Annotated in this window: 16 protein-coding genes; 14 read left to right on the top strand and 2 right to left on the bottom strand. The window is 54.6% G+C overall.

Translation table 11 applies throughout. The features are described 5' to 3' along the window. The first annotated feature begins 128 nt into the window (after positions 1–128). From N2597_RS01945 to N2597_RS02000, 12 genes are all read left to right on the top strand, one after another. Entirely contained in the window at positions 129–1232 is a 1104-nt protein-coding gene (locus N2597_RS01945) for a DegT/DnrJ/EryC1/StrS family aminotransferase (protein WP_183597425.1), read from the top strand. After that, positions 1229–2824 (top strand): oligosaccharide flippase family protein, encoded by a 1596-nt coding sequence (locus N2597_RS01950; protein ID WP_039618025.1) that lies wholly within the window; start codon positions 1229–1231, stop codon positions 2822–2824. Before N2597_RS01945 ends, N2597_RS01950 begins: the two co-directional genes overlap by 4 nt. Then, positions 2825–3436: an imidazole glycerol phosphate synthase subunit HisH gene (gene hisH / locus N2597_RS01955; RefSeq protein ID WP_039618027.1), complete on the top strand. Its 612-nt coding sequence runs from the start codon at positions 2825–2827 to the stop codon at positions 3434–3436. After that, on the top strand, positions 3436–4191 hold the full coding sequence (locus tag N2597_RS01960; RefSeq protein ID WP_225881394.1) for a HisA/HisF-related TIM barrel protein: 756 nt from the start codon (positions 3436–3438) through the stop codon (positions 4189–4191). The genes hisH and N2597_RS01960 overlap by 1 nt, the downstream gene beginning before the upstream one ends. Further along, positions 4184–5344: an N-acetyl sugar amidotransferase gene (locus N2597_RS01965; protein WP_088676928.1), complete on the top strand. Its 1161-nt coding sequence runs from the start codon at positions 4184–4186 to the stop codon at positions 5342–5344. Before N2597_RS01960 ends, N2597_RS01965 begins: the two co-directional genes overlap by 8 nt. Next, positions 5334–6692: an oligosaccharide repeat unit polymerase gene (locus N2597_RS01970; protein ID WP_183597423.1), complete on the top strand. Its 1359-nt coding sequence runs from the start codon at positions 5334–5336 to the stop codon at positions 6690–6692. Before N2597_RS01965 ends, N2597_RS01970 begins: the two co-directional genes overlap by 11 nt. Positions 6693–6700: 8 nt before the next feature. Continuing rightward, entirely contained in the window at positions 6701–7792 is a 1092-nt protein-coding gene (locus tag N2597_RS01975; RefSeq protein ID WP_183597421.1) for a glycosyltransferase family protein, read from the top strand. Beyond that, on the top strand, positions 7789–8382 hold the full coding sequence (locus N2597_RS01980; RefSeq protein WP_039618036.1) for an acyltransferase: 594 nt from the start codon (positions 7789–7791) through the stop codon (positions 8380–8382). The genes N2597_RS01975 and N2597_RS01980 overlap by 4 nt, the downstream gene beginning before the upstream one ends. Next, positions 8379–9221, top strand: coding sequence for a class I SAM-dependent methyltransferase (locus N2597_RS01985; RefSeq protein ID WP_039618038.1), 843 nt, complete (start codon positions 8379–8381; stop codon positions 9219–9221). Before N2597_RS01980 ends, N2597_RS01985 begins: the two co-directional genes overlap by 4 nt. Positions 9222–9230: 9 nt before the next feature. Next, entirely contained in the window at positions 9231–10181 is a 951-nt protein-coding gene (locus N2597_RS01990; protein ID WP_039618040.1) for an NAD-dependent epimerase/dehydratase family protein, read from the top strand. Further along, entirely contained in the window at positions 10178–11350 is a 1173-nt protein-coding gene (locus N2597_RS01995; protein WP_183597419.1) for a glycosyltransferase, read from the top strand. The genes N2597_RS01990 and N2597_RS01995 overlap by 4 nt, the downstream gene beginning before the upstream one ends. 61 nt (positions 11351–11411) lie before the next feature. Further along, the gene (locus N2597_RS02000) at positions 11412–12188 is read left to right on the top strand and encodes a glycosyltransferase family 2 protein (protein ID WP_039618044.1); all 777 of its coding nucleotides are present in this window, start codon (positions 11412–11414) and stop codon (positions 12186–12188) included. Between the two features lie 4 nt (positions 12189–12192). Here N2597_RS02000 and N2597_RS02005 read toward each other — a convergent pair whose 3' ends face one another. Continuing rightward, the gene (locus tag N2597_RS02005; RefSeq protein WP_183597417.1) at positions 12193–13017 is read right to left on the bottom strand and encodes a Wzz/FepE/Etk N-terminal domain-containing protein; all 825 of its coding nucleotides are present in this window, start codon (positions 13015–13017) and stop codon (positions 12193–12195) included. 212 nt (positions 13018–13229) lie between these two features. Continuing rightward, entirely contained in the window at positions 13230–15224 is a 1995-nt protein-coding gene (locus N2597_RS02010) for a polysaccharide biosynthesis protein (protein WP_183597415.1), read from the bottom strand. Between the two features lie 335 nt (positions 15225–15559). On the opposite strand from N2597_RS02010, the gene gmd reads away from it, so the two are divergent. Then, entirely contained in the window at positions 15560–16621 is a 1062-nt protein-coding gene (gmd, locus tag N2597_RS02015) for a GDP-mannose 4,6-dehydratase (protein WP_183597413.1), read from the top strand. Continuing rightward, positions 16622–17575: a GDP-L-fucose synthase gene (gene fcl / locus N2597_RS02020; RefSeq protein WP_341356219.1), complete on the top strand. Its 954-nt coding sequence runs from the start codon at positions 16622–16624 to the stop codon at positions 17573–17575. Positions 17576–17759: the final 184 nt, after the last annotated feature.

Below are 17759 nucleotides of genomic sequence, written 5' to 3' on the forward strand. Positions count from 1 at the left end.
TTGGCCTCAGCCTTTCGCGAAGGGTTGTTTCAGCGTTGAGCCGATGCTTGGCTGAATTTTATTTTTAGTTGGCGCATATGGGCGCCGGCGCACACGGAAATCATCGCAATTTACCGAGAGCAGGTTTCATGAAAGTTCCTTTCGCTGATCTTCATCTCCAATATCTCTCGCTAAAGGAGGAGATCGATGCTGCAATTGCTTCAGTCATCCGCTCTTCCTCGTTTATCAGGGGACCATTCGTTCAGAAGTTCGAGGACGAATTTGCCGCCGCCGTCGGCGCCCCTTATTGCATCTCATGTGCGAATGGAACGGATTCGCTCTTCATCGCCATGCGCGCGCTAGGCGTCAAACCCGGGGATGAAGTTATTACGACCGCCCATTCGTGGATTTCAACTACCGAGACCATTTCACAGGCCGGCGGCAATGTTGTCTTCTGCGACACCGACGCTTCGACATACACCATCGATCCTGTTCAAATCGAAGCGAAGATCACGCCTAGAACGGTTGGCATCATCCCGGTTCATCTCTATGGCCAACCGGCCGATATGACTGCGATCATGGCTATCGCTCGGAAGCACGGTCTCTGGGTCATAGAGGATTGTGCTCAATCCCATCTGGCTGAGATTGATGGGCAGGTCGTCGGGAGTTTCGGGGATGTCGCTTCCTATTCTTTCTACCCCGGAAAGAACCTTGGTGCGATGGGCGACGCAGGCGCCATTACCTGCAAGGACAAATCACTTGCCGATCGGATGGCAATGTTTGCGCGGCATGGCGGGCTTTCAAAGGGCGACCACCAGATCGAGGGCATAAATAGCCGCCTCGACGGACTGCAGGCCGCGATCCTGTCGGTGAAGCTGCCGCGTCTGCCTGAATGGACTGCAAAGCGGCAGGAATGGGCGAGACGCTATGTGCGCGCCCTCGAAGATATTGGTGGGCTGGAACTGTCTGAAACGGCAGCTGGGCGAAATCACGTCTATCATCTGTTTGTGATCAAGCACGAGCGGCGCGATGCCCTGGCCGCCTACCTCAATCACGCCGGCATCCAAACCGTGGTCAACTATCCGATATCGCTGCCGTTCCTGCCGGCTTACGAACGCCTTGGGCATCGGCCGGAAGATTTTCCCAACGCGTTTGGAAATCAATCCAAGATTCTTTCAATTCCGATTTTCCCTGAAATGACAGAAGCTCAACTCTTGTACGTCGCAGATATGATCAGGGGCTTCGCCGAGTGAGTGACGAACGCCCGGAGAGCCATGGAAGGCGCAGCAATCTTCTTGGAAACTCAGGCTGGAATTTTGCGGGTTTCCTTTTTACGCTGATTGCTAATCTTGCCACGGTGCCGTTCGTCGTGCGCTGGATTGGACTGCAGGCACTGGGAAGCGCAGGCATAGTGATCGCTATCGCAGCTCCCGTGACGCTGATCGGCACGGTGCTCGGGCAGGCCGTTGTCAGGGAAATTTCCGCGCGGATTGGACGTGGCGAGGAGCATGCCGCCGCCCGTATTGCTATCGTCGGATTGAAAATCTGCCTTATCGCTTCGGCGGTGGCTTGGCTGGGGATCGTGCTTGCCGGTCCATGGATCATGACCGGCATCGTCGGTGCGTCTCTTCCATTACAGAATCTCACCGTCTCCTTCCTCATTGTCGCAACCGGCACCGTGGCGCAGCAGTTCTCGTTTGTCCTGCAAGGTATTTGCGTGGGAAAGCAAAATTTTCGATTGGTGGCCAAAGCATCAGCGTGGAGTTCATTCGCAACCATCATCGTGACCTTGGGATGCACGTGGTCATTTCCAGTGCTGAATGGCTATTTGCTCGGATTTGCTGGAAGTCTTGTATTGTCGGCTGCAGGATGGATATGGGTTACATCCTCGGAATTCCGTGAGAGCGGCAGATTGATCTCGTCGTCTCCCGACGAACTGAAATCATTGCTTCATTTTGGAAAATGGCAAAGCCTTTCGCAGCTTGCCGGAATCTTTGGCAATCAGATTGACCGCTACGTTCTGGCTTCGCTCGCGCCGTCTGCCGTTGTCGGCCAATATAACGTGTGCAATCGCCTCCAGGAGGCCGCTTACATCGCGGTCATACGTATCTGCGAAGTCCTGTTTCCTCGATTTGGCAACATGTCGAACAGCCGCGAAGAGGAGCGGCATGATTTCTTCATGCTCGCCTCATGGGGCAATTCGGCTTTCGGAGCCATCGTACTCTCGCCAATCGCGGTTCTCTCCAGGCCGCTGTTGACGGTTTGGGTCGGCGAAGAAACCGCTGCAGGCGGCACGCATCTGCTCCAGATACTCATTCTCGGCGGCATCGTCGGGTGCGGGTCGAATGTATTCCAGTATTACGCCATGGGAATGGGCAGAAACGCGCCGGCTGCATATACTTCGCTTGCCTATTCGGTGATGACGGTTGTTTTTTCTTTTGTTTCCATTTGGTTTTACGGTCCATACGCTGCCGGAGCAGGCTTGCTTGCTGCGAGCCTTGTAAGAGTGCCTCTCGCGCTTTTGGTGACTCGCAATTGCTTCTTTCGCACTTTCAGCGCGGAGCAAATGTTCGCCTGTACAGTTGCTCCTATCTTGGTTGGCATCTGCATAGTTGTCGGATCTCTAGGCCTGAATTTCACCTGGATCAATGGCTGGTTGTCCCTCGCTTTCGCGTATGTCTGTTCTGTCTGCGTTGTCTCCGCCGCGATCGCAGCCGTGGCGATGACGACGAAAACCGGGAGCATTATCTTGTCCCGTATCTATGGGTCCGTTAGAACGGCTTTGTCCGAGAGACGCCTGATTGGATGGAATAACCATCTTGTGAAACGCAAGAGAGGGTTTTGAGTGATCACTGTGGTAGACTATGGCGTCGGGAATATCGGCGCAATTACCAATATGGCGGAGTATCTGGGGATCGATGCTCGGCCAAGCGGTGATCCCAAAGAGATCGAAAGTGCTGCGAAGCTCATTCTTCCAGGGGTCGGTGCGTTTGACAAAGCAATGGCCACGTTGAGAAACAGAAAATTAGTCGATCCACTGAATCACGCTGTGCGCGATCGGAGGGTTCCTGTTCTCGGCATATGTCTCGGTATGCAGCTGTTGGCGCGATCCAGCGAGGAAGGCTCGGAACCGGGACTCGGCTGGATAAATGCGGATGTGAAGCGCATCAGGCTGCCGGCAACATCATCCCTTAAAGTTCCTCATATCGGCTGGCTTGAGATAAGGCCGTGCCGAGAAAGCGCTCTGTTCGACAGGTCCAACCGGAGGGAGCGCTTTTATTTCGACCACAGCTATTTTGTCGATTGCGATGATCCGAACGACGTTACCGCCGTCATCGACTACGGCGAGGAGCTATGTTGCGCAATGAGTTCGAACAATGTCAGCGGCGTGCAATTTCATCCTGAAAAAAGCCACCGCTTCGGGATGCGGGTTCTTGAAGCATTCGGAAAGCTTTGATGAGAAAAAGGCTTATACCCGTCCTGCTGGTCGATCAGAAGCGTCGGCTGGTGAAAACGATAGAGTTTGGTGAGCGCACCTACGTCGGCGATCCCTTCAATGTTGTGCGCCTGTTCAACGAAAAGGAAGTCGACGAGATCTGCATTCTCGATATCGACGCCACGCGTACGGGGCGAGGTCCTGACCTCGGCTTCGTTCGCGAACTCGCAACCGAATGTTTCATGCCTTTGGCATATGGCGGCGGCATCACCCAGCTTAAGCAGTGCGAGGAACTTAACCGCTCCGGCGTCGAGAAGTTTGTACTCGGTCAAGGCGCGCGCAATTCGCAACTGGTGGGAGCGATCGCTGCCGATATGGGCAGCCAGGCTCTGGTTGCCTGTGTCGACGTTGAGGGTCGCGGTGCGGCGGCGAGCTGCTACGCTTCAAGCGGTGCGAGGCAAGAGCCGATAGAATTCTGCCTGAGGCTGCAGGATGCCGGCGTTGGCGAAATAATTCTTCAGTCGAAAACTCTCGACGGCACGCGCAACGGGTATGATCTTGAGTTGATCCAGTCGATTAGCCGAAAGCTGAGCATTCCGGTCGTTGCCTTGGGTGGCGCCGGAAACGTCGCCCACATGGAGGAAGGCCTTCATGCCGGCGCTTCCGCCGCGGCCTCGGGGAGCGCCTTCACCTTTATCGGCCGGCTAAGGGCAGTCCTTATAAGCTACCCTGCACCAGAAATTTTGGAGGAGACGGAGCAAGGTGCTCATGGATAACGCGTCGCGAGTTTGTTCATTTTGCGCCATGGACAATTCCAACCCGTCGATCGTGTTTGACGCAAACGGCCAATGTAACTGCTGTCGGGATGCGCTGAATCGCAAGCCGCACGAGTGGTGGACTGGCCCGGAAGGCGATATTCGAATGCGGCGATTGATCGCCACATTGAAGGAAGAAGGCGCAGGTAAGCCATACGACGCAATGGTCGGGCTTAGCGGTGGAATTGACAGCGCGTTTCTTGCGCATCTCGCCGCCCGAAAGCATGGTCTCCGTCTCCTGGCGGTCCATGTTGACGGCGGTTGGAATTCCGAGCCCGCCGTCCACAATATTGAAATTCTTGTCCGAAAACTCGATCTCGACCTTCACACGTATGTAATCGAGTGGCAGGAGATGCGCGATCTGCAGATTGCGTTTATGAAGGCTTCTGTCCTCAATCAGGACATCCCGCAAGATCATGCATTCTTTTCCACCCTCTATAGGACAGCAGCTAAATTCGGCATTCGTCACTTCCTCAGCGGCGTAAACTTCGCGTCAGAATCGGTGATACCCCGCGGCTTTGGCTATCCGTCGATTGACGGAACGCATGCGAGCGCGATTCAAAAACGCTTCGGCTCCTTGAAGCTCACGACCTATCCCTTCATGAGCCCTCTTGAGTATATTTGGCTTACCCGCGTCCGCCGGCAACTCACTATTCACCGTCCGCTCAACTACATCGACTACAATAAGGAAGAGGCGCGCACTGAGCTTCAGCGCGAATATGGGTGGCGTGACTACGGTGGCAAACACAGTGAATCCAGATTCACAAAATTCTACCAGGATATCTATCTTCCGAGAAAATTTAACTTTGACAAAAGACGGCTTCACCTTTCAAGTTTGATTGTTGCCGGACAAATGACACGGGAGGAGGCGCTGCGCGAAATTTCAAAGCCCATCATCTCCGTTCAGGATGCCCGCAGGGAAACAAAGTTCGTGGCCAAAAAACTGGGATTGAAGCCGGAAGAGCTCCAATCGTATATCGAGGCCCCGCCAGTACCGCACAGCAATTATCCGAACGGCATGTGGCTTCATAAAGCGCTTTTGCGCCTGCGTAACATGACACGGACACTCCTGCCGACACGTAACGCAGCCGCAGAGGCAGCAGATGTCGACTAGCCTCGTCTTTGCCATGGCTGTTACATGGTCGGTGGCGTTCTACGTCTGGAGGGTGGGGATCAATCTGACGCTTTCGTCAGTTTTTTTAGGTCTCATGCTGGCGCTTCATGGGCCCATGTATCTCTATTACACTCGAATATGGGGTATCCAGACTAAGTTTTTTGAGACAATCATGTCTTCCGCTCCCTACTACGATGCTATAGGCGCACTGGATCTCTCTCTTGCCCTTTCATTTATTTGCATCACTATCGGTATAGCAGGAGCGGATTTCGCGTTCGGCGTTAACCATCAACAGATCCAGGCGGCACTGCATTCCTGGCGCACTCAGCCTGTCCGGATAGCCAGCGGGGTCGCTCAACGACTTAAAATAATCTCGACCATTGGCTTCTTTATCATTCTCGCCTTTATTATTGTTGAAAACAAAATCCCCCAAATTATTGTCTACTTCATTTCCGATGCAAGCGAAGTCGCGAAGATTGCGATGCGGCGCGAGTCGGGTGGAAGCCGCTTTTATCTTTTCAATCTCCTCGTCTCCAACCTATTTCCCTTCTCTGCTTTTTGCTGTTTTATAGCTTTAAGACAGCGGTCAATGAAACTGCCAGCGATCGCGTGGGCTTTTATCGTTGCCGTCATGGTGGCTAAGGCCTCGACTTTGAGCAAGGCGCCATTGGCGATATTTGTACTGCAGTTGATAGTCGTGGAGCATCTTCGCAAATCTTTGGATCTGCCATTGGGGATGGCGATTAAATTTATTTCCCTTTGTGTTCTTTTGTTTGGTGCGATGGTACTTGTTGCCATTCGTGAATTGCATGGTGTCGGTGACGCGCTCGATTTTCTATTTTATCGGATATTCATGATCGCAAACGAAAGTTTGCTTGAGTATTATGCCGCAATTCCAAGCGTTCTCCCCTATAGTTGGGGTAGTAAGTTCAGTTGGCTGGTAGGCTCTCTGACCGGTCAACCCAGTCAACCAACCTATGTACTGGTCGGCGCCGTCCATCGCGGCATGGAAGGTTCCACCTCGACAGCGATGTTTATCGCTGATGCCTGGGCCGACTTCTCTTGGGTGGGTGTGTTTCTATTTTCGCTATTCGCCGGTTTTCTTATCCGCTTGCTAGATATCCAGCTAATAGTGAAACGAGGGAAGACCGTCGCAACGATTGCGGGGCTGGCTCTCGGCCACTATGGAATATTCGTGATGCTTTCGACCGCACTTCAAACTGCGATGATGACCGGCGGTTTGTTTTTGATTGTTCCATTCGTGCTGGCGCTGTCCAGCTCGCTGAAGTGGGTGTCAGATAAGAACGACGGTGGACAAGAGCATCTTGTCCAGCTCGGACGGGTATAGAATCCAATATGCGCGTTTTTCAAAATTCCGGGGTATATGCTGCTTATATGCGGCGGCTTGATATACTCGCAGTCGATGCGAGAAGTTTTTCAGACAGATTGTCTCATTTTCTGGATGATCGCTATGGCGCTTGCCACATACTGAACCCGGTGATGGAGGCCTCTCCAGACACCTTCTTTACGAACGGCGATGACGAGATACTTCAACGATACTGGGCGGTAGAAAACGGTTTGCCCGCCACCTCCGACATGGAGCAGATCTTGCTGAGCCAGATCGAACATCACCGCACCGAGATTTTTTATAATTCGGATCCGATGCGATACGGGAACGATTTCGTCCGCAAACTTCCTGGCTGCGTGCGGAAGTCAATCATGTGGCGAGCGGCGCCTTCCGGCAATACCGACTTCGGCGCCTACGATTTGATCGTCTGCAACTTTCCTACCATATTGGAAGGTTATCGGCAGCTTGGCTGGCGCGCGGAATATTTTGCACCAGCCCATGATCCGGCAATGGATAGCTATGCCGAAAATCGAGACCGGCCAATCGATGTGCTTTTTGTCGGAGGCTATAGCCGTCACCATCGTCGGCGTGCAGAGATACTGCAAGCTGTGTCGGCTATTCGAAGGGATTTTAAAGTTTGTTACCACCTTGATCGGTCGCGATTGACTAGGCTTGCTGAGAGCCCGATTGGCTGGCTTCTGCCGCTTGGGAAGCACAGACGTCCGAAGAATATTCGCGCAGTGTCCCGTACCCCTCTTTTCGGACGCGAGCGTTATGAAGCGATTTCGCAGGCGAAAATTGTTCTAAACGGCGCCGTGGATATGGCGGGAACGGACAGGGGAAATATGCGATGCTGGGAGGCGCTAGGATGCGGTGCGCTGATGGTCTCGGACTCCGGTGTTTATCCCGAGGGGATGGTCAATAATATCAGCATGGTAACATATGAAGATGCGGAATCCGCGGCGCGGACAATTGTAAATCTGCTTCGGGAACCGGGGCGCCTCCAGGCGTTAGCCAACGAGGGAACCCGTACTGTACGAACCGTGTACAACAAGCGTGCCCAATGGCTTAACTTCCAACGGCTGGCTGCAAGCGCATGAAGCTTAGCCTGACCACGATCGCAAACATGGCGGCGGGATGGTTGGCCCGCAAGCGGAGCAAATTTCTCGTCGGGAGTGGTAGCAATGTCCGTTGGCTGGCGTTGCGTTCCATTCGCGGAGGCAATGTGAAGGTCGGCGAGAACTGTATCATCAATTGCAATATCAGCTTCGATGATCCCCGCGGCCGCATCAGCATTGGTGATCGCTGCTATATTGGTGCCAGTCACCTGGTATGCCATTCCGGAATTACGATTGGAAACGATGTCATCATCTCATGGGGAGTGACAATCGTCGATCATGATTCTCATTCTCTCGACTGGGAATTGCGCAAGAACGATGTGGCCGATTGGGGCTTGGGAAAGAAGGATTGGACGGGGGTTTCCATCAAGCCAGTGTTTATTCAGGACAAGGTGTGGATTGGTTTTGGCGTGAGTATCCTGAAGGGGGTGACAGTCGGCGACGGGGCAGTTATTGGAGCCCATGCTGTTGTCACGCGCGATGTCCCCCCTTACACCGTCGTCGCCGGTAACCCCGCTCGCATAATTCGGAATCTCAAGCGGACGCAAAAAGAGACAGAAGGTCAACCATGACGGCAACAAAGTTGGACACCTGGGAAGCAGCCGTCCAGTGGCTTCGGCAACAGCCTGACCAGCAAAAGCTGGTGCTCGATGCCTATTACGACGATCCGATTCTGCAGGCGGCCGAGCGGTATTGGCGGAGCGGCGAATGGGGTGCCATTCGCGAATTTCTCCCGCGGGCGCCAGGAACTGCAGTCGATATCGGCGCCGGTCGTGGTATTGCCAGCTATGCTCTGGCGAAGGAAGGTTTTGAGGTAACGGCCCTGGAGCCCGACGCGAGCGACCTCGTGGGGGCTGGTGCAATTCGTGCCCTCTTCAATGAAGTTCATCTTCCCATTTCGATCGCCGAGGAGTTTTCCGAAAAGCTCCCATTCTCCGACAATGCCTTCGATGTGGTCTTTGCTAGAGCCGTTCTGCATCACACCTCCGATCTGTCAGCCGCGTGTCGCGAATTCTTTCGAGTGCTCAAGCCCGGCGGGCGCTTCATCGCAGTTCGCGAACATGTGATATCGAGCGAACGCGATTTGCCGATCTTTCTCGATCGCCATCCCCTGCACAAACTCTATGGAGGGGAAAACGCCTTTCTTCTGAAGGAGTATCAAAACTCTATTGTTTCGGCCGGTTTCAAGATGGAAAAGCTCCTTATGCCGCTGGAGAGCGAGATCAACTTCGCCCCCTACACTCCGGCGGAGTTGAAGGCGCAGATTGCCATGCGATTGCCGTTCTTCGCCAGAGCCGTTCCAGCGCTTTTGAATTCTCGGTCGGTCTGGACGATCTTCTCGCATATCGCAGCAAAGTTCGATCGGCGGCCGGGTCGGCTATATTCGTTCATCGCCACGCGGCCCCAATAAAGAAAAAGAATGGCTCGTATATTAATCACAGGCGCTCACGGATTTATCGGAAGATATCTGGCAAAGTCACTTGCACTTGCCGGGAACTCCGTATTCGGCCTTGGGCACGGTACCTGGTCACCGCTTCACGCCCAGCGCTGGGGGCTAGTCTCTTGGCATAACGGCGAGGTCGATATCCCCAATCTTCGGTTGATTCAACAGCAGTTTGGGACGGTGGACATTGTGTACCATCTTGCGGGGGGCTCGTCGGTCGGAGCAGCAATCGCAAATCCTCGCGAAGATTTCCACCGCACGGTCAGCTCGAGCATTGAACTCCTTGAATGGATGAGATTGGAGGCCCCTAAAAGCAGCTTAGTGGCGGTTTCTAGCGCTGCTGTTTACGGGGCAGGGCACACAGGTCAGATAGCTGAAACGGCGAAACCCAACCCCTTCTCTCCCTACGGTCATCACAAGCATATAATGGAATCTCTCTGCATCTCCTATTGTGAGAGTTACGAGTTAAAGGTCGTGATCGGTCGGCTGTTTTCAGTCTATGGGGAGGGATTACGCAAGCAATTGCTCTGGGACGTTTGCTCCCAGCTCGAGGTTCACCCTGAGCGACTCCTTCTCGGTGGCAGTGGCAACGAGCTTAGAGACTGGACGGCGGTGACCGATGTCGCGCGCGCGCTGTCGCTGATCCACACCGAGGCGAGCCCCTCGCCAAAAGTTATCAATATCGGCACCGGCCGCGGCACAAATGTTCGCGCGATCGTTGAAGGTATTGCCAAAGCATGGGCGGTCGATACTAATTGGGAAGCTAGGATTGAATTTTCGGGTAAAGCACGAGCTGGCGACCCTCAAAGCCTGATAGCCCAATCCGAGCAGCTCGCGGCCCTCGGGTTCGAGTGGCAAAAGGATTTGATGGAAGGCATCTCAGACTATGTCAGGTGGTTTCGATCGGAATCCGGTGTGAGATCATGACCCGTATTGCCTTTACGATGATCGGCGGGAAAGACTGGACCGGCGGTTATAACTATCTGATAAATCTTGCCAGGCTGCTGTCCGCTGATCAGAGCAGAGCTCTTACGCCTGTTATGTTCTTTGGAACCGACGTCGATGAAGAAGATATAACTCCATTTGCGGCTCTCAATTGCGTTGAGGTGGTCCGTAGCCCGCTCTTTAACAGATCCAGGAGCTTTAGATCTCTGCTCACCGGTCTTGTCACCGGCGCCGACTGGCGTGTGCGTAAGCTGTTTAGAACTCACCAGATAGATGTCGTATTTGAGGTGGCACAATTTTTTGGTTTCAATCTCGGCATCCCCGCTATTGCCTGGATCCCAGATTTCCAGCACCGCTTCCTCCCCCATCTCTTCAGTAAGCTTGGCTACTGGAAACGCGATATAGGGTTTAGAATTCAGGTCCTGGGAAAACGCGAGATCATGTTGAGTAGCGAAGACTCGCGCGTCTCGTGCGAAGTTTTCTATCCGTCCTCCCGGGGGCGCACACACGTCGTCAGGTTTGCGGTGCCGCCCAAGGTCGTGATTGTTCCTGCGGCTGCTCGTGCTCTTGCCGACAAATATGGACTGCCTGAGCGATATGTCTTCCTTCCCAACCAGTTCTGGCAGCACAAGAACCATCTTCTTGTCGTGGAAGCATTGACGATCCTCCGTGACCGCGGTCAAGACGTTACTATCGTGGCATGTGGCAGCCAGTCTGATCCGCGTGACCCCTATTATTTTCCGCGTGTGAAGGCTGCTATCGACACTTCCGGTCTCTCCTCAAACTTCATTCTTCTCGGTCTTATCCCATATGGCGATCTTGCTCCACTCGCAACCGCTAGTATGGCCTTGCTGAATCCATCTCTCTTCGAAGGATGGAGCACGACAGTCGAAGAGGCTCTGTCGTGGGGCGTGCCGTTGATTTTGTCGGATTTGGACGTCAACAGGGAACAGGCGGGCGAAGTGGCCGTATTTTTCGATCGCCATGACGCGCAGGCGCTTGCAGACGCACTTGCTTCGGCAAATCTGTCTTCGCCTGATATTCTGTTCGACCGGGCGGCGAAGGCACAGGCCATCGCTAATGAACGCGTCAACCGCTTCATCACTGATTTCCATGCGCTTGTTCAACGGGCTGCCACCAAACGCCGGTAACAAACCACGGACGAAGGCCGGGGGCCTCGCCTCTACCCACCAGCTATGAAAGTAAGTGTGAATGCGCGAACCGAAAATTTCAATCATCACCGTTGTCTTCAACAACGAAGCCACGATCGCTGAGACGATCGAATCCGTTCGCGCTCAAAACTATCCAAATATGGAGTATATCGTCGTCGACGGACTCTCAAAGGACCGCACGCTTGATCGGATCAACGAACGTCGCGAGGTTATTACGCGCCTAGTTTCCGAAGAGGACTTCGGCATCTATGATGCCATGAATAAAGGAATAAGTCTTGCGACCGGCGATGTTATCGGCTTCATCAATGGCGACGACTTTTACATGCCGGGCGCTCTAGCAAAGGTCGCGGAGGCGTTCCGGGATCCGGCCTTGGAAGCATGTTACGGGGATCTCTGCTATGTTCGGCAAGATGATACCTCAACGATCGTGCGCGACTGGCGCTCTTCGCCTTTTGTACCTCGGGCTTTCGAAAAGGGCTGGTGCCCGCCTCATCCAACCTTCTTTGTTCGGCGCGAGGTCTACAAGCGCCTTGGGTCGTTTGACCTCTGTTATAGGATTGCTGCTGATGTAGAATTAATGATGCGCTTTCTAGAACGCCACCGTATCAAGTCGAAATACCTGCCCGGCATTATGGTGAAGATGCGAATGGGCGGCACGACAAATCGCAGCTGGAAGAATATCCTGCAGCAAAACAAAGAAATTCTACTTGCGCTTGAAACTCACGGGTTGAGAGCCAGCCCAGTAAATTTCTTCTCTAAGAAGCTTGTATCGCGGGGCATGCAGGTAATTCGTGCGGCCTTGCTCAAGGTGCGCTAACGCATTAGCCGTTCGACCGGCTACGGCGATTTCGCTGAATGAGGTATGCGCTTTTAAGGAGGTTGATTAGAAGTCCGATAACGAACCCGACAAAGAGACCTGCAGTCAGAATAGTTATCTTGGTCGGAGAGGCGGCATTTGCGGGAGCGTAGATTGGGGAAAGCAGAGTTGCAGATTTGCTCAATTCAAGTTTACCCGTCAAGTCGGCAATGTCCTTACGCAATGCGATCGCATCGTCGCGTGTCGCGAGATATATTGCCTGCTGCCATCCGGAATCCTGCGCCTCCTTCAGGAGCTTCGAATTTTCCACGAGTTGATCCTGCAGTGACCTGATTTTAGATTTCAGATGTTCCGAGCCGGTGGACGCAACCAACGTCTGCTGTTCTTGAACCCCCCGCACGATCGCGGCGACGCACTGCCGCGCCAATTCAGCGGCTGGGGCGGTAAAGGAAATTTCGATGACGTCACTGGGAACTGATGGTGCCGTCACCCTCACGTTTTGCGAAATCTGTTCGGCGGTTACCGGGCCGCCGTCGGAGCACGCGGAGACGGTCTGCTGATCGAAAGCTGATGGAGATCGCAGACGAAAAGTAACATGTTCACGAGGCTCCACAAGAGCGACGGCATCAGGGTCGAGCTGTGTCGGAGCTGATGCGCTTGCAAGCACCAGTTGTGCGGAAGCTTGATAGTAAGGTTGGCTACGCCAGAGGAAAATGCCTGCTAGTGCAACTCCAATGAAGCAGCACACAATAATGATGGCCATGCCACGTCTTAGAAAGGAAACAATAGAGAATAGATTAATTTCCTCGTCAAATGATCTTTGTTCCATGACCGCAGCTTTCAGAATTCGTCATAGGCTCAAATTTAGCAAAGAATTTCATAACAGCTCGGAGCCTAATGACGCTTCAATCCTATCGGACCTTCAATGTCAATCATCAAAAGACCGCAACCTGGGCCTATCACGATGCCCCCGTTAACCGCACGGCTATGCAGATCTTCGCCTGCCTCGTCGCGGTGATTTTACGGACGCTGCAGCCACGTTCACGCCGCCGTATTGGTTTCTACGCCGACCAAAGCCAGATCCGAGACCTCGCCCGTCGACGAGTAGCCGGAAACGAGCTCAGCTAAGGTCGCACGGGCAGCGATCATATCGTTCCGATCCAATGCCGCATTGAGCGAGCTGAGCTTCTTGGAAAGCTCCGGCCAGAACAGGAAATCCTCGCGTGCCTTCATAATCCGGGGATGTTCGGTTGTCTCAGGGTTATCCCCGATCAACAATTCTTCATAAAGCTTCTCTCCGGGCCTCAGGCCGGTAACGGAAAGCTCGATGTCCCCTTCGGGATTATCCTCGTCGCGGACGGTCAATCCCGAAAGCTCGACCATCTTGCGGGCGAGGTCTGCGATGCGGACGGGCTCGCCCATGTCGAGCAGGAAAACATCCCCGCCCTCGGCCATGGCGCCCGCCTGAATGACCAGTTGCGAGGCCTCCGAAATGGTCATGAAGTAGCGGGTTATTTTCGGGTGCGTCAGGGTAACCGGCCCGCCTTCCTTGATCTGCTGCCGGAACAGCGGCACGACGGATCCGGAGGAACCGAGCACGTTTCCGAAGCGGACCATGGAGAAATTCGTGCGCACTCTGTCAACGGCCGGTTCTGCGGCAAGCGCTTGCAGAACCATCTCCGCCAGCCTCTTGCTGGCGCCCATCACATTCGTCGGACGCACGGCTTTGTCGGTGCTGATCAGCACAAAATTCAAGACGCCGCATTTGTTCGCCGCGCGCGCGGTGATCAGCGTCCCCATGACGTTGTTCTTGATGCCCTCCACGGCATTATGTTCGACGAGAGGCACATGCTTGTAAGCGGCGGCATGATAGAGCGTCTGAGGCCGCCAGCTCTGCATAATATGTTCCATGCGGTCATGGTCGCGGACGGAACAAAGGATCGGAACGATCTGCAGGCTTTCCTGCTGGTAAAGTTCGGCCAGCTTTAGCAATTCGGCGTGAATATTATAAAGCGAAAACTCGTTCTGATCGATGAGGATAAGGGTCGAAGGCGCATTGCGCAGAATCTGGCGACAGAGTTCACCGCCGATGGAACCGCCGGCGCCTGTCACCATCACCACCTTTTTGCGCATTGCCTTGTCGAGCAAATCCTGCCGCGGCGCCACCGCCTCCCTGCCCAGCAGGTCTTCGATCTCCAGCTCACGAATGTCGGAAACCGCGATACGGCCCTGAGCAAGCGCCGTGAGATCCGGCAATGTCCGAACATTCACCCTGGCCTTGCGGATATGCTCCAGGATTTCGCTGCGACGCTGCCGGGATGCGGACGGGAGAGCAAGAAGCACATTGTGCACGCCGAGCGCTTCGGCAAGCACCGGAAGATCCGAGGGATCATAGATCGGCAAGCCGCCCATGACGCCGCCCTTGAGGCGTGGATCATCATCCAGATAGCCGACGACATTAAGCTCGGCACTGTTCGTCAGGGCAGCTGCCAGTTGCCGCCCGGCCTTGCCTGCCCCGTAGATCAGCACCTTGGCAAGCATATTCTGGTGAAGGATACGCTGGTAGGCATCTCCGAGCCAATAGCGGATACCCAGCCGCGACAGCCCGATCCCGATCAACAGCAGGAAGGGCTGGAGAATGCCGACGGTTCTCGGAACGCCCGGGACGCTGAGAGCGGTAAAAATCGTCATGAAGGCGAAGCCGTAGATGGCAATCGCCTTCAGAACGGTAATGAACGCGGCCAGATTGGCATAACGGAAAATCGCCCGATACATGCCCATGACGATGAAGATGGGCAGCGCCATGCACAGCGAAACGAACACCGGCAGCCACTGCACGCCGGTCAAAACCGTCAATTCATTGAGCCGGAAGCAATAGGCCAACCAGATGGTCAGAACACAAAAGCTGGAATCCACCAGCAAAGCCAGAGCGCGTTTTGCAACCCGCGGCATCGCCAGCAAAGGGGCGACGAGCGCTTGCATCGGCACCAACAACCATCCGGAGCGCGATGTCTCAGAGGGAGAATTTTCAGGCATTGCTTACCAGCGTCTCGCAGATCAACAGACAACCACCTTCTTGTCGCTTTCTGCAACGAGCGCAACTGAAATAATCGGAAATCAAGGTCTTCCGCACCGACTTGTCTATCAGAAGTAGGTAGCTTAGTGCCTATTGCCTTACCTGCCGCTGATGCTGGATTCAGGCTGGCGGAGCGCGAGGGAAAGAGTTTAGTCTCATTGTCGCAGTCTCGCGTCAACCGAGGAGATCGACGATGTTGATTTCTCCGGCCTGGCCGCAGTTACATGGGGGTTGCACTCGTTCGGTCATTTCCATAAACACATCCCGAAGATTGCATCGAAAGACGACGTGAAAAATGACGAAAACTGCGCTTATTACTGGGGTAACTGGTCAGGATGGTGCCTATTTGGCCGAATTGCTTTTGAGCAAGGGCTATACGGTGCATGGCATCAAGCGGCGATCCTCGTCTTTCAACACCGGCCGGATCGAGCACATCTATCAGGATCCGCATGAGGCTCATCCGCGCTTCATCCTCCACTATGGCGATATGATCGACTCGACCAATCTCCTGCGGATCGTGCAGCAGACGCAGCCTGACGAAATCTACAACCTTGCCGCACAGAGCCATGTTGGCGTCAGCTTTGAAACGCCTGAATATACGGCAGACGCCGATGGCATTGGGACCCTGAGGCTTCTTGAGGCGATCCGCATCCTCGGTCTTGAGCACAAGACCCGATTCTACCAGGCGTCGACATCGGAGCTTTACGGCCTTGTTCAGCAAGTGCCGCAGAGCGAGAAGACGCCGTTTTATCCGCGCTCCCCCTATGCCGCTGCCAAGCTCTATGCCTATTGGATCGTCGTGAATTATCGCGAGGCTTACGGTATGCATGCGTCGAACGGCATTCTGTTCAACCATGAAAGCCCGCTTCGCGGCGAAACCTTCGTTACCCGCAAGATCACGATGGCGGTGGCTGCCATCCATGTCGGTCTTCAGGATAAGCTCTTCCTGGGTAATCTCGACGCCAAGCGCGACTGGGGTCACGCGCGTGAATATGTCGAAGGCATGTGGCTGATGCTGCAGCAGGACAAGCCGGAGGACTACGTCTTGGCGACGGGTGAGACGACCAGCGTGCGCCAGTTTGTCGAATGGGCCTTTGCCGATGTCGGCATCACCCTGGAATGGAAGGGGTCCGGCGTCGACGAGAAGGGCTATGATGCCGCCTCCGGTCGATGCCTTGTCGAAATCGATCCCCGGTATTTTCGCCCGACTGAAGTCGACCTTTTGCTGGGTGATCCGACCAAGGCGCGTCAGAAACTCGGCTGGCACCATAAAACGCCGGTTCGCGACCTCGCTGCCGAAATGGTGCGTGAAGATATCAAGCACTGGAAGACTCAAAACTTCAGGAAAGAGCGCTGAGTGTCCGACTTGTCCAACAAGAAAATCTGGGTGGCCGGCCATCGGGGCATGGTGGGCAGCGCCCTTATGCGCAGGCTCCACTCAGAAAATTGCACTGTCGTTACGGCAACGCGGCAGGAGCTCGATCTGAAGCGGCAGGACGAGGTCGAAAGATTCGTCCAGACGAACAGACCGGATGCGATCATCCTCGCGGCCGCGAAGGTTGGCGGGATTCTTGCGAACGACACCCTTCCGGCCGATTTTCTCTACGATAACCTGATCATCGAGGCTAATATCTTCGAAGCCGCACACAGCTGCGGCGTCGACAGGCTTCTGTTCCTGGGTTCAAGTTGCATTTACCCCAAATTTGCGCCGCAGCCGATTTCTGAAGACGCGCTTCTGACCGGCCCGCTCGAGCCGACCAACGAATGGTATGCAATCGCCAAGATCGCCGGGATCAAGCTGGCCGAAGCCTACCGCAAGCAGCACGGGCGCGATTATATTTCTGCCATGCCCACCAATCTTTATGGTCCGGGCGACAATTTCGATCTGCAGTCCAGTCACGTTCTGCCGGCGCTGATTCACAAAGCCCACCTCGCAAAGGCGACGGGGGCTTCCGAAATTACCATCTGGGGAACCGGAACGCCCCGGCGGGAATTTCTTCACGTCGACGATTGTGCGGATGCGCTCGTTTTCCTGTTGAAGAATTATTCGGGCGCTGAGCACGTCAATGTCGGATCGGGAGAGGATATCGAAATCCTCGAACTCGCCCAGCTGGTTTGCCGCGTTGTCGGTTATGAAGGAAAAATCACCCACGACCTCTCCAAGCCGGACGGTACACCGCGCAAGCTCATGAGCAACGACAAGCTGAAGAACATGGGCTGGAAGCCGCGCATCTCGCTGGGGGAGGGGGTTCGCGCCGTGTATGAATGGTTTCTGCAGGTCGAAGGCAACGGCGCCGCGGTGCGCCAGTAGCGATCCAGCCGTTTAGACTCTCATCGATAACGATTGCGTCGCCTATCCGTCGGCTCGGCGACGTCGGCGTGCCGTCAGCATCGGACGCGGCGCTGGTCTGACGTTTTCCACTGAGCGGAGCTGTTGATCGAAGCGCACGATCACGGCCCGGAATCGCGGCAACTGTTCGCTGCTTTGACAAGCA

It is taken from the genome of Rhizobium sophoriradicis (assembly GCF_025200795.1).
GTDB lineage: Bacteria > Pseudomonadota > Alphaproteobacteria > Rhizobiales > Rhizobiaceae > Rhizobium > Rhizobium sophoriradicis.